Here is a 19,190-nt window from a genome sequence, read left to right on the forward strand (position 1 = left end):
TATATTGCGTTCACAGACAAAAAAACGCTGAAGTAAATGCGTTTAAATGCAGACAGGCGAAACCATGTACAACCTGACATTACAGATTTTCACAGCCGGTATCTGGCACGACGCGATGGTTCTGAGCTTCGATGATCCTGAAAAGGGTTTCGCGAGTCGCTGCAGCTTCGGCTATGAGACGGACTACCTCGCAGAAAACATCGACGCCATAGGCTCGCCTTTCTCCAGCGCGGTGAGTGCTCTGTATCCGCTGGACTGGAACGGTCGGCGCTCCGAGACACCGGCATTTGTCCACGACATTGCCCCCGCAGGCGCAGCCAAGCGGTTCCTGCTTGCACGTCTGGGACAGGAAAAACCGGCGGATATCAGCGCCGATCTGTATCTGCTCGGGCGCAGCACCCCGGCACCCATCGGCAACATGCGCATCAAGGAGTCTGCTGCGGCTGTGGATGAACGCAAGCCTATCGGCTTCAAGCGTGAAGACGTCATTCACCGTGACCAGCGCTTTCTTGAGTATGCCTACGAATTGGGCGCGGCAATCGGTGGTGCTACCGGGGCAGGTGGGGAAGCGCCGAAATTATTGCTGGTCGAAAATCACGCGGGTCTGTTGTACCCCGATGCGGTATTGAGTGATGAGGACGTCACACAGCATTGGTTCGTGAAGTTTGCCCGCAACCGAGGTGGGCTGACCGATCAGGACATCCTGCGTAGCGAATTCCATTACTACAAGGCGCTGCAGACGCTGGGCATCGACACGATCGCGGAGAAAGGTCTGGCACTGGAGGAGGCGAACAAACCGAGTTTGTGGATGCACCGCTTCGACCGTAGTGTCGAGGACGGCGAAGTCAGCCGTTTTGCTGTCGAGTCGATTTATTCGCTGGCGCAGGTGACGACACCGGGCAGCGCAATGAACCATCTGGAGGTTATCCGTCTGCTAGCCGGTCTCTGGCGTACAGCGGGGCAAGCCAGCCAGATCCCTGACCTTGTCCTGGATTATTTGCGTCGGGACCTGATCAACAAGATCCTCGGTAACTCGGATAACCATGGTCGCAATACCGCAATCATTCGCGAGGCAAACGCCTTTTGCCTGGCGCCGATTTATGACCTGGCGCCGATGGTCATGGACGATGAAGGCGTGACCCGTACGACGAAATGGCCAAGAGAGCTGGAGAGGGCGGGAGACATCGATTGGCGAGGCGTGTGCCGCGCACTGGTGGATATTGCCGAGCCAGGCGACCCGTCGGCAGTGAGTGACGAGTCAATGCTGTTTGAGCGCTTGCGCCAAGAGGCTCAACGCCTGTCGGCGCTGCCGGATATTCTGGCTGACAGCGGTCTGCCAGCCAGAACAATGAACCATCCCGGCGTCCACCTGAAAAATCTGCAGCAACGCTTGAATGATTGGGGATTGAAATGAGCCTGTCTGTGGCTGAGCGCACGGCGCTCATCGAAAGCATCCAGCAAGCCCTGGCCCAAGGCACGCTGGACATCGGCGAAGCCGTGCGTCGACTACGGGTGGAAGTGACCGGTTTGCATCAGACCCAGTTCGCGCGGATGTGCAAGATCTCGGTGCGGACACTGGTGCATATCGAGCATGGCGAAGGCAATCAGACCCTCAAATCGTTGAATGCCGTGTTTCGTCCGTTTGGCATGAAGATGGGGGTGGTGCGGATTCGCCAGGACAACAGCTGAGCCCCCCACGCCGAACTGGGGCTTGCTGTTTCAACTGCGCCGCACGTACGCCTTGCCGTAATGCCGCTCCATCTTCGCCTGGATCAATTCCAGCCCGATCGACATCAGCCAATAGATGATCGCCGCCGTGGTGAGCATTTCGATATAGCGATAGCTCGAGCGGCCGTACGACTGGGCGAGAAACATGACTTCCCAGACGCCCATCACCGAAATCAGCGACGAGTCCTTGAGCATCGAAATGAACTGATTGGTGGTCGGCGGAATGATGGTGCGCATGGCCTGGGGCAGGGTGATGCGCCAGAAGATCACCGTTTCACGCATACCCAGTGCCAGCGATGCTTCGCGTTGGCCGTGATCGACGCCGAGAATGCCGGCGCGAAAGATCTCGCTGAGGTAGGCGCCATAGTTCAGCGACAGGGCGATGATGCCCGCGACAATCGCACCGGGGACGAGGCCCAGTTGCGGCAGGCCGAGGTAGATCAGCAGGATCTGGATCAGCAGCGGTGTGCCGCGAAAGAACGAGGTGTAGAAACTGGCGATGCCGAACGCCGCGGCACTGCTCGACAGGCGCGCGAGTGCCGTGACGAAGCCCAGCAGCGACGAGGCGACAATCGAGCACAAACACAGAAACAGCGTCAGCGCCGCGCCTTGCAGAAAGCCGTTGGGCGCCAGATGCAACCCGACTAGGTTGGGCAGCTTGTCGAGGATGATCGAGAACTTCAGATCGAAGCTCAGGAAGAATCCGGCGAACAGGCAGAACAGCGCAGCCCATGTCAGGTACAGCCGTGTGCGAAAACCGAACAGGCGCTGCAGGCGTGATTCAGCCACCGGTTGCGGTGGCTGTGGCGGTGTCTGGAAAGAAGTCATTGACTGATATCGGCGCCGATCCATTTTTGCGACAACTGGCTCAGGGTGCCGTCCTGCTTGAGTTGCGCGAACAGTTCACGGACTTTCGCGTCCCACTGCGCGTCGCCCTTTTCAATGGCCACCGAATTCGGCTCGGAGTACAACGCCGCGCCGGCCAGCTTGAAGCGTTTGTCCTGATTCAGGCGTGGCTGCGCGGTGACCAGGTTGGTGAGGATTGCATCAAGACGCACGCCGGCGCCGAGCCCCAGATCCTGAAACGCGACGTTGTCGGTGTCGTACGGGGCGATCTGCACATCCTCGAACGGATACTGCAGCTGCGTGTCTTCGGCACCTTCGATGACCAGGTTCTTGTTCAGATAGCTTTCGTAACTGGAGGCGCTGGTCAGGCCGACTTTCTTGCCGCTCAGGTCCTTGGCCCCGTGAATGCGATCATCCTTGGCGTTGACCACGATCACCGCCGGCGAGGCGTAATACTCGACCGGAAAATCGAAGACTTCGGCGCGGGCCTTGCTCGGTGTCATCGAGCAGATGCAGATGTCGTAACGCCCGCTCCAGCGTCCGGCTGCAATGACATCCCAGGATGGCGTCTCCAGGCGCAGTTTCACGCCCAGTTTGTCGGCGACGGCTTTGGCGACATCGACGTCGAAACCGTCGAGCTGGTTCTGATCATTGAGAAACGAGAACGGTGGGTAGCTTTCCATCAGCACGCTGACCAGTTCTTTGTTCTGCTCGATGCGATCCAGCGTGGCGCCGGCAAAAACCTGTGTCGAAGCGGCGAGCAGGGTCAGGCCCAGCGCCAGTAATGGTTGCAGTTTAACGGGCGATCCCTGAGCAAAAAAGAGGTTGTCATTAACCGGATGGTGAGCATTAAATAGTTATAACAAAGACTCTGGTAGTGAGTTTTTTTCATAAGCATATGAGTGAAAAGCATATGGGCGCAGCAAGCACAGTGATTCTCGATGGCGGCATGGGCCGTGAGTTGCAGCGCGCCGGGGCGCCGTTTCGTCAGCCAGAGTGGTCAGCGCTGGCGTTGAGCGAAGCACCGCAGGCGGTCGAGGCGGTGCATGCCGCGTACATCGCCAGTGGCGCCAACGTGATCACCACCAACAGCTACGCCGTGGTGCCGTTCCATATCGGCGAAGCACGCTTCGCCGCTGAAGGCCAGGCGCTGGCGGCATTGGCCGGCGAGCTGGCGCAACGCGCGGTACAAGCCTCGGGTCAGTCCGTGCGCGTGGCGGGTTCATTGCCGCCGCTGTTTGGCTCCTATCGCCCGGATCTGTTCGAGGCCTCGCGAGCCAGCGAGTTGCTGACGCCATTGGTTCAGGGCCTGGCGCCGCACGTGACTCTGTGGCTGGCGGAAACCCAGAGCTCGACCGTCGAAGCCCGAGCCATCCACGCCGGATTGCCGAAGGATGGCAAGGCATTCTGGCTGTCGTTTACCTTGAAAGATGAAGACACCGATGAGGTGCCGCGCCTGCGTTCCGGTGAGCCGGTCGCTGAAGCGGCGGCGGTGGCGGCTGAACTGGGTGTGGAGACGCTGCTGTTCAATTGCAGCCAGCCGGAAGTCATCGGCGCAGCGATTGACGCGGCGCGAGCGACCTTCGAGCGTCTCGGGGTGAGCATCCATATCGGCGCCTACGCCAATGCGTTTCCGCCACAGCCCAAGGAAGCCACGGCCAACGATGGGCTCGACCCGTTGCGCGAAGACCTCGACCCGCCGGGATACTTGCAGTGGGCGCGGGATTGGCAGCAGCGCGGCGCCAGTCATCTGGGCGGTTGCTGCGGCATTGGCCCGGAGCACATCGCGGTGCTGGCGCAGCAACTGCGTCGTTGAGCCATACCCGGCCAATTGTAGGAGCGAGCCTGCTCGCGAAAGCGTTGGGTCAGTCGATGCAAAGATGACTGATCCGCCGTCTTCGCGAGCAGGCTCGCTCCCACAGGGGCGTCTGTGAAGACTAGGTTCGGCACTCGGCCAGACCTTTGACCTGACCGGTCGGCGTCTGATTGTCATCGCTCAACCAGCGTTCGAAGCCTGCGCCAATCGCCGGCCACTCCGAATCCAGGATCGAATACCAGGCCGTATCGCGGTTCTGGCCTTTGACCACCATGTGCTGACGGAACACCCCTTCGAAGCTGAAACCCAAACGCTCGGCCGCGTATCTGGAGCGGGCGTTGCCGTTGTTGCATTTCCATTCGAGACGGCGATAACCGAGCTCAAAGGCATATTGGCCCAGCAGATACACCGCCTCGGTGCTTTTCGGCGAGCGCTGCATCGGCGCACCGAACGTGACGTGACCGATTTCGATGCGGCCCTGCGCCGGAACAATCGACATCAGGCTGAGGATGCCCTGCACCTGACCGGTTGCCCGATCGACAACGCTGAAAAAATACGGGTCGCTGTTGGCCGCGTGATTGTTCAGCCAGTCATTGAATGCACCACGCTCGGGAAACGGGCCGTACGGCAAATAATCCCAGAGTTTCGGGTCGGCACCGGGGCCTTCGAGGGCGGCGTACAGCTCATCGGCATGCCGCGCCGGATCCAGTTTTTCCAGGCGGATGAAGCGGCCTTCGAGAAGGGTGGCGGTGGGGGCGGGGACGCCTTTCCAGTCAGCGAGTGAAGCGGTCATGTGCGCGTCTCCTTAAAGGGCTTTGCGAAACTGGATAAGGCCCGGGCGTTCGGCGATCCGTTCGTAGAGCTGGATCGCCGTGGCGTTGGTTTCGTGGGTCAACCAATGGACTTTGCCACAGCCGTCGACCTTGGCGGTGGCGTAGACGTGTTCGATCAGCAGCCGGCCGACGCCACTGCCACGGGTTTCAGGAACCACCAGCAAATCCTGCAGGTAGCAGGCGTTTTCTATGCTCCAGTTCGAACGGTGATAGATGTAATGCACCATGCCCACCGCCTTGCCGTCGGCCCAGGCCAACGCGGCATGGGTGGGCTCGCTGGGCTCGAGAAAGCGCTGCCAGGTACTGTGCGTCACGCTGTCCGCCAGTTCGGTGTTGTAGAAACGCAGGTACGCCTGCCACAACGGCAGCCACGCAGCATGGTCAGCGGCGCTGACCGGGCGAATGTCGATCTGACTCATGGTGATTTCCTTAACGCATCAAGCGGGCGAGGGTTTGATCGTTGACGTCCGGGCTGGCGGCGAGGCCGTCGCGCACCCCGGCAACGTCTTCGGCACTGCGGTTCTGGCTGAGCTTGCGTTTGCCTTCGAGGCGTTCGATCGGAATGGCAAAACCGACGATGGCCTTGAGCATGCCGTCAATATAATCGGCAGGCGCGTCGGCGACGGCCCAGGGTTGCGCCTGCCCGGCTTCGTGGCGGTCGGTGAGGGTGCTGACGATGTCGAGCAGGCGCCCGCCATCGCTGAAGGTCTCGGCATGCCCGTAGGCGTGGACGGCGATGTAATTCCAGGTAGGCACGACTTTGCCGTGCTCGGCCTTGCTCGGGTAGAAGCCCGGGCTGACGTAGGCGTCGGCGCCGGCAAAGATCAACATGGCTTCGGCACCGTCGCGCAAGTCTTTCCACTGCGGGTTGGCCTTGGCCAGATGCCCGTACAGCGTGCCGTATTCGCCTTGTTCGCGATGCAGCAGCACCGGCACGTGGCTGGCCTGCAGGCCGTTTTCGCCATGGCTGACGAGAATGGCGAGGCGGGTGGCGAGGATCAATTCGTGCAATTGGGACAGTTCTTCGATGGCAAAGGCGCGGGGTGTATACATGACAGAATTTCCTTGGCGAATGCCCGCATCCTAGGCAGGCTATTGGTCTGTTGTAAGAGCCATTGCTGACCAATTTAATAGGTCCATTGTCATGCCTGATTCAGCGCTGTTGTCCATGCCGTTCAATCCGGCCGGTATCGAACTCGATCGCCGTCTGGGTCTAAGCCGCCAGCTTTACCAGGCGCTGCGCCTGCGGGTTCTGGATGGACGCCTGGCGAGCGGCACGCGGTTGCCGGCCAGTCGTGATCTGGCGGCAGCGCTGGGGATTTCCCGCAACAGCGTGGTGCGGGCTTATGATCAGCTCTATGCCGAAGGGTTTATCGAAGGGCGCGTGGGCGACGGTACTTACGTTGCGCAATTAGTGCCGGCAGCGGCGCTGGCGAAAAAACTATCCACAAAACTGTCCACAGGGTTTTCAACAGGCTTACCCACAGCCTTATCCACAAATTGGCTGGATTTGCCTGTGGTTTCATCCAGTAAAGTTATCCACAGTGGCGGTTTTTCGCGCATTGAAGGCAACCATTTGCCGCGACCGCCGAGTGGTCCGCCCCGGGCATTTCGGGTCGGCGTTCCGGCATTTGATCTATTCCCGTTTGACGTGTGGGCCAAGCTGAATGCGGCTTTCTGGCGCAAGCCGGACCTGGAACAGTTGTGCTACGGCGATCCTTCCGGCGATCAGCGTCTGCGCGCGATGATCGCTGCGTACCTGCGCAGCTCGCGCGGTATGCAGTGCTCGGCTGAACAAATTGTGATCACCAGCGGTGCACAACAGGGCATCAGCCTTTGTGCACAGTTGCTGGTGGAGCCTGGGGACAGTGTCGCGATCGAAAATCCGGGTTACCGCGCCGCCGGTCACGCCTTCGCCGTGGCGGGCGCTCATTTGCAGGGCATCGCGGTGGACGCCGAGGGCATGGATTGCTCGGCGTTATCCGCCAGCGGCGACTGCCGCGTCGCTTACGTAACGCCCTCCCACCAGTACCCGACCGGCGTGGTGATGAGCCTGGCGCGGCGCCTGGAATTGCTGGCGTGGGCCGAGCGCAGCCAAGGCTGGATCGTCGAGGACGACTACGATGGTGAGTACCGTTACACCGGGGCGCCGCTGGCACCGTTGGCAGCACTCGATCGCCAGGGGCGCGTGCTTTATGTCGGCACGTTCGGCAAGGTCGCGTTCCCGGCATTGCGTCTCGGTTATCTGGTGTTGCCGCCGGCATTGGTAGATGGCTTCTCGCAACGCCGCGCAGTGGACGTCCGGCACTCCGAAGTCAGCACTCAAGCGGTGATGGCCGAGTTCATGGCCGCCGGGCATTTCCAGCGGCACATCCGGCGCATGCGCCGGGCCGCACTGAGCCGCCGCAATACGCTGCTCGACGGCTGGCCGCGTGAGATTGAAGGCGTAGGCGAATTGCCCGCCGTCTCGGCGGGCCTGCATTTGACGGTGGCCGTCGATAGCCTCGAACGCGAGCGGCAATTGATTGAACAAGCCGCCCGCGTCGAGGTGGAGATCAATGCCTTGAGCGGTTACTGGCTACCGGACTCCAGCACCCCGGCGGATCAGCGCGCCGGGCTGGTGTTGGGGTTCGCCGCCGTGCCGGAACCGGCAATCAAAGCGGCGCTGATCCGCTTGCGACAGGCGTGGCGGGCTTAGAAAACAACGCGCGGGGACAAGAAAGACCCGCGTCGGCGGGTCATTTATTGCTTGAAGATGATGGGATTTATCGCTCGAAACCTTCCAGCACGTTCACCGCATTGACGCCGATTTCCTCCACGGCATAGCCACCTTCCATGACGAACAGAGTCGGTTTGCCAAGCGCGGCGATGCGTTTGCCCATGGCCAGGTAATCGGGGCTGTCGAGCTTGAATTGTGAGATCGGATCGTCCTTGAAGGTGTCGACGCCGAGCGACACGACGATGACGTCGGCGCCGTAACCTTCGATTTCCTTGCAGGCCCGCTCCAGCGCGGCACTCCACGCACCCCAACCGGAACCGGCCGGCAACGGATAGTTGAAATTGAAGCCTTCACCAGCGCCTTCGCCACGCTCGTCGTCATAGCCGAGGAAGAACGGAAATTCCGCTTCCGGATGGCCGTGGATCGAGGTGAACAGCACGTCGCTGCGCTGATAGAAAATCGATTGGGTACCGTTGCCGTGGTGGTAATCGACGTCGAGGATCGCGACCTTCTTGTGACCCTGATCGAGGAACGCCTGCGCGGCGATGGCGGCGTTGTTGAGGTAGCAATATCCGCCCATCAGGTCACTGGCGGCGTGGTGTCCCGGTGGACGGCACAGGGCGAAGGCGCTGCGTGCGCCGCGCTGGATCGCGGCTTGCGCGGTCAGCGCCACTTGCGCTGCGCTGTAGGCTGCTTGCCAGGTCCCGGCCGTGATCGGTGCGCCGCCGTCGAAGCTGTAGTAACCGAGCTGGCCATGCAGGCTGGTCGGTTTGATCGCGCGCAGGGTGCGCGCCGGCCAGGTGTACGGCAGCAAGTCGCCGTCGGTATTGAATTCGGTCCAGCGCGCCCAGGCGCCCTTGAAGAAGTCCAGATAGTCGCGGTCATGAATGCGTGCGATCGGCTCCAGACCGAAATCCTGCGGTGCTTCAACCGGGCCGAGGTTCTGGCTTTTCACTCGCTGCAAAACATGGTCGGCGCGTGAAGGCATCTCGAAGCAGGGTTTGAGCTGTCCATCGATGAGCTCGCAGCGGCCATGGTGCAGGTGGTGATCGTCCGAGTAGATCGTCAGCATTTGTTGTTCTCCGCAAGGCTGGTTCGGTGGCCTTCAGTGTTGCGGCGCAAGGTCAATCGGAGAACGGCAGGAGCGGCCAAAAGGGGATGGATCTGGCCAAAAGCTGTGTCCGCAATTCGCCCCTTCGATTTGAATCCACCCTCCATCGGCGCTTGGAACAAGGCCCCTGCAGGAGTGAGCCTGCTCGCGATAGCGGTCTGTCAGTTACCAATAAAGCTTTCTGATACACCGCAATCGCGAGCAGGCTCACTGCTACATTCTGTCCTCAGTGTGGGCGAAACTGGCTCGGCGCCACACCGCTCCAGCGCACAAACGCATGGCGGAAACTTGCGGTCTCGCTGAACCCCAAAGTCTCGGCGATGCGGTAGATCGGCAACTGATCCTCACACAGCATCTGCTTGGCCCGCTCGAAACGCAGCTCATCGAGCAGTTCCTGGTAGCTGCTGCCCATGTCCTTGAGGTGCCGGCGCAAAGTGCGCGGTGAGCATTTCATTTGCTGCGCCAGACCGTCGAGCCCTGGCGCGGCGTTCAACTGCGCGCTGAGCAACTGCCGAATCCGTCCGAGCCAGGCCTGGCGTCCGGTGAATTCAAGGTTCTGTTTGCGGCAGCGCTCGGCCATGGCTTGATGGGTAATGCTGTCGGCCAATGGCAGCGGTTGGTCCAGCCATTGGCGCTCGAAGGCGAACGCATTGTCCCCGGCGCCGAAGTGCAGCGGCGCATCGAAATGCTCGGCGTAACTGTCGCGGTAGTCCGGCGCGGCATGTTCGAAGCGTGTCGCGAGCAGTGGCAATGAATGCCCGAGCAAGTCATCGCAAATGACCTTCAGCGAGACCAGGCAGAATTCGGCGTTGAATACTGCCATGGCCGGGCTCTCACGGTAATCGGCGGCGGCAAACCAGATGCGCTCGCCGTCCTCTTCAAGGCTCAACTCGAAAAGTGTTCCCAGCAGCGCCGGATAACGAATCGCCAAGCGCAATGCGTCACCGAAGGTGGCACAAGTGAGCAAGGCGTACCCGAGGATGCCGTAGCAGGAAACATGCATGCGCCGTCCCAGTTCCAGGCCAATGTCACGCTTGAGCGCGACCGCGTTGGCGCAAACCTGCATCTCCTGATTGGTGGTGATGCGCGTGTCGGCTCGTTGCAAATCCGCGGCGGTGATGCCACTGCCAGCCAGCAACGCCTCGCTCGACAAGCCTTCGGCCTTGAAGGTGTTGAGGATCAGCGAGACCGCGTTGAGGGTGGTGAGGTGGGAGTGGAGCATGGGCATCTTCCGGAACCAGATCGTGGAATCACAGCAAGTTGTGTGCCGCCCTGTTGGCGCCGATGAGTGAACATTAATAAGTATTTGCCGACCGTGTAATAAGAGAAAGTGGATTAATAGGTCGCTCAGTGCAAAACGCAGTATGTCCCCCGCTCAGGTTAGTCTGTTTGCTTGATCGATTACACTGTAATAGTTGACAGGTTTTCTACGAAAAACTGACCGCTTATCCGAAAAAATAGATTTATAAAAAGCGCCGGTGTGTTTTTGAATTTTTTCTTGACCGGGTACTTTTGGGGGTCTAGTTTGGATTTTGCAAGTGACCAGTAAATTTTATATGGAGAGTATGTCATGGCTAATCAATCGGCAGATAAATCAACCTCCGGCGATAAGGCGGTAACAGGGGCATTGGATGTTAAGGTTAATGCCGAGCCGAAAAGTCTTGCGGCGTTTCAATTGATAGATATTCTCGGGAGTCTGGTTTTTCAGTTTGGTGATGCAAGTTCTACCACCGGTGTGGTTTCTACGAAGTTTCCAAAAAATGAAGTAGGAAACGAGCTTCAACATGGTGCAGCGGGGGTGGATGTCAGTTATAGCGTTGATGATAAACCTGTTTCTTGGGAAGGTGGCAAGATCAAAGTGGCTGCAAAGCTGGTAGCGGTTACGAAGGCACTCTTCAAGCAGTTGGTTCGGCGGGTTCAAGCTGGACGTTATCCGATGGGAAATTCACGGTCGGAAACGAATAAGCTCCGTTTCAGTATATTCAATCAACTTTACCGACTGGAGTGGTTTCAGGCCGGCGGCATTATAGTTTCCCTGAGAGGAGTTAATCATGGCCGATAATTCGAATGTGAAAATTGGAGCCGCTGGAGTAGAAGTATCTGGCGAGTTGACGGCATTTATCGACGGCAGTACCCAGCCGGAATCTTTTCTCGCTTTCAAGTGTGATGTGGATCCCGATGATCCAAGTCTCGTTGTGGCGTCGTTTGGGCAGCAAGGCGTCTATTCTGTAACGCTAAAGAATGGCGAGTTTGCAAATGTTTTTATCTTTAAAGACCTTGCCTTTGTTCCAGCGCAGTCAGTATCAAAGTTAGAAATAAATCGAGGGGCGGAGAAGGGGCATTATTACGGTGAGTTCGAAGCCCGTTTTGCTCATGAAGATATTCCAGAAAGTATAACGGGTAAGTTTGTAGTAACGAAAAACGCATAGTTGCTATGAGCCGCTCCCTTTGAGGTTCAGGGAGAGCGGCTCGCGACTCAATGCGGCTTTGGTAACCTGGACTTAGCCCACATGCGCTGCCAGTTCACCGCAAAGATCCAACTCGATCAACTGTCTCGCCTCGGCAGTGTCCAGTCCGGCGCCTAGCAAACCTTGCAACTTACCGAACGCCGCTTCCCGGGTCATGCCACCACCGGACAGCACACCAGCACCGCGTAAGCGACTACCCGCCTCATACACATCCAGCTCGACGCCACCTTCATGGCACTGCGTGACCGCTACCACCACAACACCGTTATCCCGTGCCCGACCAAGGCTGGCGAGGAACTCAGGGTTATCGCTCGGCCCGGTGCCGCTGCCGTAGCATTCCAGCACCAATCCTTGAATGCCGCTGTCGAGCAAGCCGTTGAGATTTTCGGCGCTGATGCCCGGAAACAACGGCAGCACGGCAACCTTGGCCAGTTGTTTCGGCTGGTTGTAGTGCAACGACGCTGGAATCGAAGGGGCTTTGAGACCGCCGCCCTGACGCTCCAGACGCTTGAACGGATGACGGCCGGAGCTGCGCACCTTCGCGCAACGGGTTGGCGGCAGCAGTTCGCCGTGGAAGTACAAATGCACGCCGGGCGCCAGCCCCTGGCCGAGAGCGACCAGTGCGCCACTGAGGTTTTCCCAGGCATCGCTGTCGGTAACGCCGGCGGGCAGCATCGAACCGGTGAAGCACACGCGAGCCTGCAGGCCGAGCAACTGGAAACTCATCGCCGCCGCGCTGTACGCCAGCGTGTCGGTGCCATGCAGGATCAATACGCTGTCGCAACCCTGGACGTCGACGGCATCGACCACCGCATCGCGCAGTTGCTGCCAATAGTCAGGGGTCATGTTGGCGCTGTCGATCAGCGGCGACATCTCGCGAAAGCGCCACTGCGGCACGACCAGCTCCGGCTGACTGTGCAGATATTCGCGCATGCGCGCTTCGAAACCGGACGCCGGGGCCAGACCGTTGGCGCTGGCCTGCATGCCGATGGTGCCACCGGTGTAGAGCACCATGACGTGTTGGGCGGCGGGATAAGTCGACGAATTCATGGGATTCTCCGAAACGATGAGGGCCCTGTGGGAGCGAGCCTGCTCGCGAAAGCGATGTGTCAGTCAGCCTTGTATCAACTGACGGATAGCATTCGCGAGCAGGCTCACTCCTACAAGTTATTGCACCACAATAACTGACGGGCGCAGGGGATGCGCCCGTCATTCACCGGTCAGCGTTGCGCTGCAGGTACGCCTTGCGGCTCAGCTTCGGTCTTACCCGCAGCTGCCGGCGGGTTGGCCGGCCAGGCGTTGCGATCCAGGTCCAGATCGAGAAATTTGCTCGAGTCGAACACGGGCTGTTTGACGCCGGCGCGGCGCTGCTCGTCGTAGTCGCGCATGACGCGCATGCCGACCTTGAACAGCATGGCCAGGGCCAGCAGGTTGACGAACGCCAGGCAGGTCATGGTGATGTCGGCAAAGGCGAATACGGTCGTGAGGTCCTGCATCGAACCCCACACCACCAGTGCCAGCACCAGACCGCGGAAAATCATCAGTGCGGCGCGGTTGCGGGTGAGAAATTGCAGGCTGTTCTCGCCCAGATAGTAGTTGTAGAGGATGCAGGTGAAGACGAACAGCGACAGCGCGACGCTGACGAACATGCGACCCCAGTCACCGACCACGGCGGCCAGCGAGTTCTGGGTCAGGACAATGCCGTCACCTTCGAAACCCGGGGTGTAGAAGCCCGACAGCAGAATCAGCAGCGCGGTGCAGGTGCAGATCACGAAGGTGTCGAGGAACACGCTGAATGCCTGGACCACGCCCTGCGCGCCCGGGTGCTTGACGGCCGCCACGGCGGCGACGTTCGGCGCACTGCCCAGGCCCGCTTCGTTGGCGAACACGCCACGCTTTACGCCCATGACGATGGCGCTGCCGAGCAGGCCGGCAAAGGCCGGGTCTAGACCGAAGGCGCTTTTGAAGATGGTTTCCAGCATCGCTGGCACGTGTTCGATCTGGGTGCCGATCACGTACAGGGTCACGCCGATATAGGCCAGCGTCTTGATCGGTACCAACAGGTCGGACACCGAAGCGATGCGCTTGATGCCGCCGATGAAAGTGATGGCCAGCAGCACGGCCAGTACGATACCGGTGTGTTGTGGGTTGAACTCGAAGGCATTCTGCAGCGAGTGCGTCACGGTGTAGGACTGCAGGCCAATGAAGGCGAAGCCGTAGGTGACCAGCAGCAGGATGGAGAACACTACTGCCATGCCTTTAAGCTTCAGGCCGTGCTGGATGTAGTAAGCCGGACCACCACGGTACAGACCGTCGCCATCGGCGCGCTTGTAGACCTGGGCCAGGGTGCACTCGAAGAAGCTGCTGGACATGCCGACCAGTGCGGTCACCCACATCCAGAACACCGCACCCGGACCACCAAGGGTCACGGCGATGCCGACACCAGCGATGTTACCCGCGCCTACGCGGCCGGCGAGGCTGAGCATCAAGGCCTGGAACGAGCTGAGCTGCCCGGCGCTGCCTTTGAGGCTGTCGCGGAACACCGCAAACATATGGAAGAAGTGGCGCAGTTGAACGAAACGCGAGCGAATCGTGAAGTAGCTACCGAGCCCGACAATGAGCACGATCAGTACTTTCCCTGAGAGGAAGTCGTTGATGACTTCGAGCATGGATTTTTCCTCGCTGTTTTTTGTGAGAGCAAATGCTGGATCGGAGAAACATCGTGTTACACCGCTGTGCGCACGGCACAACGGGTGAGGCGAAGGTTTCGTCCCGGATCCATATCGCGGGTTTTGTTATTAGTTCGGGTTTCGCATGGGTTATGGCCTCGTTACCGACGACCGCTCACGCGAAGAGGGGCGGCACTATACCGATCAGTGGCGCGCCCGTCTGCACGGTTGTGGTGCAAGCGACGAAACGAAGCGTTGAAACACCCGGCGTAACCGGCGCCGGGCTTTTGCAGGAGTGAGCCTGCTCGCGATGCAGGCGCTGCGGTTCTCATGGCACACCGCGTCATCGTTCATCGCGAGCAGGCTCACTCCCACAGAAGACGTTTGTCCTTCAAACGGTTAAAAAAAAGGGCTCGGGGACCAGGTCCCCAAGCCCTCAAAAGGTGAGAGGTGTCTAGTCCCTCGACCTGGTGAGCGGTGCTACAAGTTACGTGTCGGTTCAGGCTTTGAGCGGAACCAGACGCGGGGCAATCATGTTTTCCGGACGCAGGATGTCGGCGAGCATGGCTTCGTCGAGCAGGCCTTCTTCACGTACCAGTTCCAGCACGCCGCGGCCGCTTTCAAGGGCGAGGCCGGCGATGCGCGTGGCGTTTTTGTAGCCGATGTACGGGTTCAGTGCGGTGACCAGCCCGATCGAGTGTTCGACCAGTTCGCGGCAGCGCGCTTCGTTGGCGGTGATGCCGACGATGCAGTGCTCGCGCAGCATGTCCATGGCGCGTTGCAGCAGGCGGATCGAGTCGAAGATCTTGAAGGCGATCAGCGGTTCCATCACGTTCAGTTGCAGTTGGCCGCCTTCGGCGGCCATGGTCAGCGCCAGGTCGTTACCGATGACCTGGAACGCCACCTGGTTTACCGCTTCCGGGATCACCGGGTTAACCTTGCCAGGCATGATCGAGCTGCCTGGCTGACGCGCCGGCAGGTTGATTTCGTTGATGCCGGTGCGCGGGCCGCTGGACAGCAGACGCAGGTCGTTGCAGATCTTCGACAGCTTGACCGCGGTGCGCTTGAGCATGCCGGAGAACAGCACGAAGGCGCCCATGTCGGAAGTCGCTTCGATCAGGTCGGCCGCCGGAACCAGCGGTTGACCGCTGATCAGCGCCAGACGCTGGACCGCCAGCGCTTGATAACGCGGGTCGGCGTTGATGCCGGTACCGATTGCAGTGCCGCCCAGGTTGACTTCGGTGAGCAGTTCCGGGGCCAGCGTCTTCAGGCGGGCCAGGTCTTCGCCCATGGTGGTGGCGAAGGCACGGAATTCCTGGCCGAGGGTCATCGGCACGGCGTCTTGCAGTTGGGTACGGCCCATTTTCAGGACGTGATCGAACTCTTTGCCCTTGGCCGCGAAGGCCTGGATCAAGCTGTCGAGGCTCGCCAGCAGAGTGTCGTGACCGAGCAGCAGACCCAGGCGAATGGCCGTCGGGTAGGCGTCGTTGGTCGACTGCGCCATGTTCACGTCGTCGTTCGGGTGCAGGTACTGGTACTCGCCTTTCTGGTGACCCATGGCTTCGAGCGCAATGTTGGCGATCACTTCGTTGGCGTTCATGTTGGTGGACGTACCGGCGCCACCTTGAATCATGTCGACCACGAACTCTTCGTGGAAATCACCGCGGATCAATCGGGCGCAGGCTTCGCTGATGGCAGCGTGCTTGGCTTCGCTCAGGTGACCCAACTCGCGGTTGGCGTCAGCGGCGGCCTGTTTGACCATCGCCAGGCCCACAACCAGTTTCGGGTAATGCGAAATCGGAACGCCGGAGAGACGGAAGTTATTCACCGCTCGCAGGGTCTGGATGCCGTAATACGCTTGCGCCGGTACGTCGAGGGCGCCAAGCAGGTCGGTTTCTGTGCGGAAAGATGCAGCGGAGGACATGATGGAAATCATCTCGATAAGGACCCGGTCTGTGCCGGAACGCTGCGAATGCTAGGCTTGCAGGAAATTTTGGGCCAATGCTGTTAAGCGCTGGCCTATGCACATTCGGCATAATGACCATGTGACGCCGCTGGTGCGGCAGACGTGTGACCTGTTTTGGTGCGTGTCCGGGAGGACGTGATGAATCTGGAAAGCAAATGGCTCGAGGACTTCAGTGCTCTGGCCGCCACCCGCAGCTTCTCGCAGGCGGCAGAACGGCGTTTCGTGACCCAGCCGGCGTTCAGTCGGCGGATCCGCAGCCTTGAAGCTGCACTGGGCCTGACGCTGGTCAATCGCTCGCGCACGCCGGTCGAGCTGACGGCGGCGGGGCAGCTGTTTCTAGTGACCGCACGCACCGTGGTTGAACAGCTCGGCGAAGTGCTGCGCCATCTGCATCATCTGGAAGGCGGGCAGGGCGAAGTCATACAGGTGGCGGCGGCGCACTCGCTGGCGCTGGGTTTTTTCCCGCGCTGGATCGCGCAATTGCGCAATGACGGCTTGAACATCGCCACGCGGCTGGTGGCGACCAACGTCGGCGACGCGGTGCACGCCTTGCGCGAGGGCGGTTGCGATCTGATGCTGGCGTTTTACGACCCGGATTCGGCGATGCAGATGGACCCGGAAATCTTCCCTTCGCTGCATCTGGGCCAGACCGAAATGCTCCCGGTGTGCGCGGCGGACGGCGAGGGCAAGCCGTTGTTCGATCTGGAGGGCGAGGCAAGCGTGCCCCTGCTGGCCTACAGCGCCGGGGCGTTCCTCGGGCGTTCGGTGAACGGTCTGCTGCGCCAGCGCCAGTTGCGCTTCACCACGATCTACGAAACCGCCATGGCCGACAGCCTGAAAAGCATGGCGCTGGAAGGCCTCGGCATCGCCTGGGTGCCACAACTGAGCGTACGCGCCGAACTGGCTCGCGGCGAACTGGTGGTCTGCGGCGGTCCACAATGGCATGTGCCGCTGGAGATTCGCCTGTATCGCTGCGCGCTGGTGCGCAAGGCCAACGTGCGATTGCTGTGGCGCAAGCTCGAAGGCGGCGCTGCACAATCCTCCTGATCCACCACAAACCCCTGTAGGAGTGAGCCTGCTCGCGATTGCGTCTGCACATTCAATGTTGATGAGACTGATCCACCGCTATCGCGAGCAGGCTCACTCCTACAGGGGATTTACAGTGTTCTGTCGCTGACCTTAAGGTCAACAAAACCGGGCTTTTGCGGCAGAAGACAGATGGTCGCGCAGGGGGCTGTTTATTGCTTTCTTTGCGGTATACTGCGCGGCCTTCGGCCGGCACGTCCGGCCATTTTTCGTACAATCAAGCCACGCAACCTGCGTGGCTTGTTGTTTTATGACGCGCCTGCGGGCGCTCCTGAGAGAAGAGGCGCGACGATGAGTGCACTGGTTGGCGTGATCATGGGCTCCAAGTCCGATTGGTCCACCCTTAGCCACACCGCCGATATGCTGGAAAAGCTCGGCATCCCGTACGAGGTCAAAGTGGTCTCTGCCCACCGCACCCCGGATCTGCTGTTCCAGTACGCCGAAGAGGCTGAAGGCCGTGGCATCGAGGTAATCATTGCCGGTGCCGGTGGCGCTGCCCACTTGCCGGGCATGTGTGCGGCCAAGACCCACCTGCCGGTGCTGGGCGTGCCGGTCCAGTCGGCCATGCTCTCGGGCGTCGATTCGCTGCTGTCGATCGTGCAGATGCCAGCAGGCATTCCGGTCGCCACTCTGGCCATCGGCAAGGCCGGCGCGATCAACGCCGCCCTGCTCTCGGCGAGCATTCTCGGCGCCAAGCATCCGCAGTTCCACGCGGTACTGAAAACCTTCCGTGCCGAGCAGACAGACAGCGTCCTGGACAATCCAGATCCACGTATTGCCTGAGGTTGTTGAGATGAAGATCGGTGTAATCGGTGGCGGCCAGTTGGGTCGCATGTTGGCCCTGGCGGGTACTCCGCTGGGGATGAACTTCGCTTTTCTCGACCCTGCGCCGGACGCCTGTGCCGCCGCGTTGGGCGAACACCTGCGGGCCGATTACGGCGATCAGGATCATCTGCGCCAACTGGCCGATGAAGTCGATCTGGTGACCTTCGAATTCGAAAGTGTCCCGGCCGAAACCGTGGCGTTCCTCTCGCAATTCGTGCCGGTCTACCCGAGTGCCGAAGCCCTGCGCATCGCTCGCGACCGCTGGTTCGAAAAGAGCATGTTCAAGGATCTGGGGATTCCGACCCCGGCCTTTGCCGACATCCAGTCGCAAGCCGATCTGGACGCCGCTGTTGCTGCGATCGGTCTGCCGGCTGTGCTGAAAACCCGCACCCTGGGTTATGACGGCAAGGGCCAGAAAGTCCTGCGCACGCCGCAAGACGTGGTCGGTACGTTCGCCGAGCTGGGCAGCGTCGCCTGCCTGCTCGAAGGCTTCGTGCCGTTCACCGGTGAAGTCTCGCTGATCGCCGTGCGCGCTCGCGATGGCGAGACGAAGTTCTATCCGCTGGTGCACAACACCCACGACAGCGGCATTCTCAAATTGTCGGTGGCCAGCACCGATCATCCGTTGCAGGCACTGGCGGAAGACTATTCCAGCCGCGTGCTCAAGCAGCTCGATTACGTCGGCGTAATGGCGTTCGAATTCTTTGAGGTCGACGGTGGCCTCAAGGCCAACGAAATCGCCCCGCGCGTGCACAACTCCGGGCACTGGACCACCGAAGGCGCCGAGTGCAGCCAGTTCGAAAACCACTTGCGCGCCGTTGCCGGCCTGCCGCTGGGTTCGACCGCCAAGGTCGGCGAGAGCGCCATGCTGAATTTCATCGGCGTGGTTCCGCCAGTGGAGAAGGTCATCGCCATCGAAGACTGCCACCTGCATCACTACGGCAAAGCCTTCAAGGCCGGACGCAAGGTCGGTCACGCCAACCTGCGTTGCGCCGACATGGCTACGCTGCAGGCGCAGATCGTCAAGGTTCAAGCGCTGATTGCCGAGTAACGGCAGTTTCATGTGACAACGGCGGAACCATTCAGGGGCCGCCGTTCTCTCATGGCAGGATGCGAAACTCTG

General features: G+C 60.3%; 19 protein-coding genes. 9 read left to right on the forward strand and 10 right to left on the reverse strand.

The window, feature by feature from the left end; genetic code table 11:
* The first annotated feature begins 64 nt into the window (after positions 1–64).
* Positions 65–1,414: a HipA domain-containing protein gene (locus BLU24_RS01525; protein WP_093106364.1), complete on the forward strand. Its 1,350-nt coding sequence runs from the start codon at positions 65–67 to the stop codon at positions 1,412–1,414.
* Positions 1,411–1,689, forward strand: coding sequence for a helix-turn-helix domain-containing protein (locus BLU24_RS01530; protein ID WP_093096715.1), 279 nt, complete (start codon positions 1,411–1,413; stop codon positions 1,687–1,689). The genes BLU24_RS01525 and BLU24_RS01530 overlap by 4 nt, the downstream gene beginning before the upstream one ends.
* 30 nt (positions 1,690–1,719) lie before the next feature.
* Here BLU24_RS01530 and BLU24_RS01535 read toward each other — a convergent pair whose 3' ends face one another.
* Both BLU24_RS01535 and BLU24_RS01540 read right to left on the reverse strand, forming a co-directional pair.
* Positions 1,720–2,556 carry an amino acid ABC transporter permease gene (locus BLU24_RS01535; RefSeq protein ID WP_093096718.1) on the reverse strand — a complete coding sequence of 279 codons (837 nt, stop codon included), beginning with the start codon at positions 2,554–2,556 and terminating at the stop codon, positions 1,720–1,722.
* Positions 2,553–3,368 (reverse strand): ABC transporter substrate-binding protein, encoded by an 816-nt coding sequence (locus BLU24_RS01540; protein ID WP_093096721.1) that lies wholly within the window; start codon positions 3,366–3,368, stop codon positions 2,553–2,555. The genes BLU24_RS01535 and BLU24_RS01540 overlap by 4 nt, the downstream gene beginning before the upstream one ends.
* 119 nt (positions 3,369–3,487) lie before the next feature.
* Between BLU24_RS01540 and BLU24_RS01545 the strand changes: the two genes are divergently transcribed.
* Positions 3,488–4,390, forward strand: a complete 903-nt coding sequence (locus BLU24_RS01545; protein ID WP_093096724.1) for a homocysteine S-methyltransferase family protein — start codon at positions 3,488–3,490, stop codon at positions 4,388–4,390.
* 121 nt (positions 4,391–4,511) lie between these two features.
* Here the strand turns inward: BLU24_RS01545 and BLU24_RS01550 are convergent, their stop codons facing one another.
* Genes BLU24_RS01550 through BLU24_RS01560 form a run of 3 tightly spaced genes read right to left on the reverse strand, consistent with a single transcriptional unit; the run spans position 4,512 to position 6,276 of the window.
* Entirely contained in the window at positions 4,512–5,183 is a 672-nt protein-coding gene (locus tag BLU24_RS01550; RefSeq protein ID WP_093096727.1) for a GNAT family N-acetyltransferase, read from the reverse strand.
* 12 nt (positions 5,184–5,195) lie between these two features.
* Positions 5,196–5,642 (reverse strand): GNAT family N-acetyltransferase, encoded by a 447-nt coding sequence (locus tag BLU24_RS01555; protein WP_093096730.1) that lies wholly within the window; start codon positions 5,640–5,642, stop codon positions 5,196–5,198.
* Positions 5,643–5,652: 10 nt separating this feature from the next.
* A complete protein-coding gene (locus BLU24_RS01560; RefSeq protein ID WP_093096734.1) occupies positions 5,653–6,276 on the reverse strand; it encodes an FMN-binding negative transcriptional regulator in 624 nt (207 codons plus the stop codon).
* 91 nt (positions 6,277–6,367) lie between these two features.
* Here BLU24_RS01560 and pdxR point away from each other — a divergent pair, with 91 nt between their 5' ends.
* Positions 6,368–7,921 (forward strand): MocR-like pyridoxine biosynthesis transcription factor PdxR, encoded by a 1,554-nt coding sequence (gene pdxR, locus BLU24_RS01565; protein ID WP_093096737.1) that lies wholly within the window; start codon positions 6,368–6,370, stop codon positions 7,919–7,921.
* 67 nt (positions 7,922–7,988) lie between these two features.
* On the opposite strand, the gene BLU24_RS01570 is transcribed toward pdxR, so the two are convergent.
* Together BLU24_RS01570 and BLU24_RS01575 are read right to left on the reverse strand one after the other, a co-directional pair.
* Positions 7,989–9,014 carry a histone deacetylase family protein gene (locus tag BLU24_RS01570; RefSeq protein ID WP_093096740.1) on the reverse strand — a complete coding sequence of 342 codons (1,026 nt, stop codon included), beginning with the start codon at positions 9,012–9,014 and terminating at the stop codon, positions 7,989–7,991.
* A 265-nt stretch (positions 9,015–9,279) separates the two neighbouring features.
* Positions 9,280–10,275 (reverse strand): AraC family transcriptional regulator, encoded by a 996-nt coding sequence (locus BLU24_RS01575; protein ID WP_093096744.1) that lies wholly within the window; start codon positions 10,273–10,275, stop codon positions 9,280–9,282.
* Positions 10,276–10,623: 348 nt separating this feature from the next.
* Here BLU24_RS01575 and BLU24_RS01580 point away from each other — a divergent pair, with 348 nt between their 5' ends.
* Both BLU24_RS01580 and BLU24_RS01585 read left to right on the forward strand, forming a co-directional pair.
* A complete protein-coding gene (locus BLU24_RS01580; RefSeq protein ID WP_093096748.1) occupies positions 10,624–11,115 on the forward strand; it encodes a hypothetical protein in 492 nt (163 codons plus the stop codon).
* Positions 11,105–11,482, forward strand: coding sequence for a hypothetical protein (locus BLU24_RS01585; protein WP_093096753.1), 378 nt, complete (start codon positions 11,105–11,107; stop codon positions 11,480–11,482). Before BLU24_RS01580 ends, BLU24_RS01585 begins: the two co-directional genes overlap by 11 nt.
* A gap of 72 nt (positions 11,483–11,554) precedes the next feature.
* Here the strand turns inward: BLU24_RS01585 and BLU24_RS01590 are convergent, their stop codons facing one another.
* The 3 genes from BLU24_RS01590 to BLU24_RS01600 form a co-directional block, all read right to left on the reverse strand.
* Positions 11,555–12,571, reverse strand: a complete 1,017-nt coding sequence (locus tag BLU24_RS01590; protein ID WP_093096758.1) for an asparaginase — start codon at positions 12,569–12,571, stop codon at positions 11,555–11,557.
* A gap of 170 nt (positions 12,572–12,741) precedes the next feature.
* Complete coding sequence (locus BLU24_RS01595) at positions 12,742–14,190, reverse strand: alanine/glycine:cation symporter family protein (RefSeq protein ID WP_093096762.1); 1,449 nt, start codon at positions 14,188–14,190, stop codon at positions 12,742–12,744.
* A gap of 499 nt (positions 14,191–14,689) precedes the next feature.
* Positions 14,690–16,114: an aspartate ammonia-lyase gene (locus BLU24_RS01600; protein ID WP_093096767.1), complete on the reverse strand. Its 1,425-nt coding sequence runs from the start codon at positions 16,112–16,114 to the stop codon at positions 14,690–14,692.
* A gap of 180 nt (positions 16,115–16,294) precedes the next feature.
* Here BLU24_RS01600 and BLU24_RS01605 point away from each other — a divergent pair, with 180 nt between their 5' ends.
* The 3 genes from BLU24_RS01605 to BLU24_RS01615 all read left to right on the forward strand — a co-directional run bounded on the left by BLU24_RS01605 (position 16,295) and on the right by BLU24_RS01615 (position 19,118).
* The gene (locus tag BLU24_RS01605; RefSeq protein WP_093096772.1) at positions 16,295–17,203 is read left to right on the forward strand and encodes a LysR substrate-binding domain-containing protein; all 909 of its coding nucleotides are present in this window, start codon (positions 16,295–16,297) and stop codon (positions 17,201–17,203) included.
* A 330-nt stretch (positions 17,204–17,533) separates the two neighbouring features.
* Positions 17,534–18,025, forward strand: a complete 492-nt coding sequence (gene purE / locus BLU24_RS01610) for a 5-(carboxyamino)imidazole ribonucleotide mutase (RefSeq protein ID WP_007954291.1) — start codon at positions 17,534–17,536, stop codon at positions 18,023–18,025.
* Between the two features lie 10 nt (positions 18,026–18,035).
* Complete coding sequence (locus BLU24_RS01615; protein WP_090287654.1) at positions 18,036–19,118, forward strand: 5-(carboxyamino)imidazole ribonucleotide synthase; 1,083 nt, start codon at positions 18,036–18,038, stop codon at positions 19,116–19,118.
* The last annotated feature ends 72 nt before the right edge of the window (positions 19,119–19,190 follow it).

This window comes from Pseudomonas sp. Z003-0.4C(8344-21) (genome assembly GCF_900104975.1).
Taxonomy (GTDB): Bacteria; Pseudomonadota; Gammaproteobacteria; order Pseudomonadales; family Pseudomonadaceae; genus Aquipseudomonas; species Aquipseudomonas granadensis.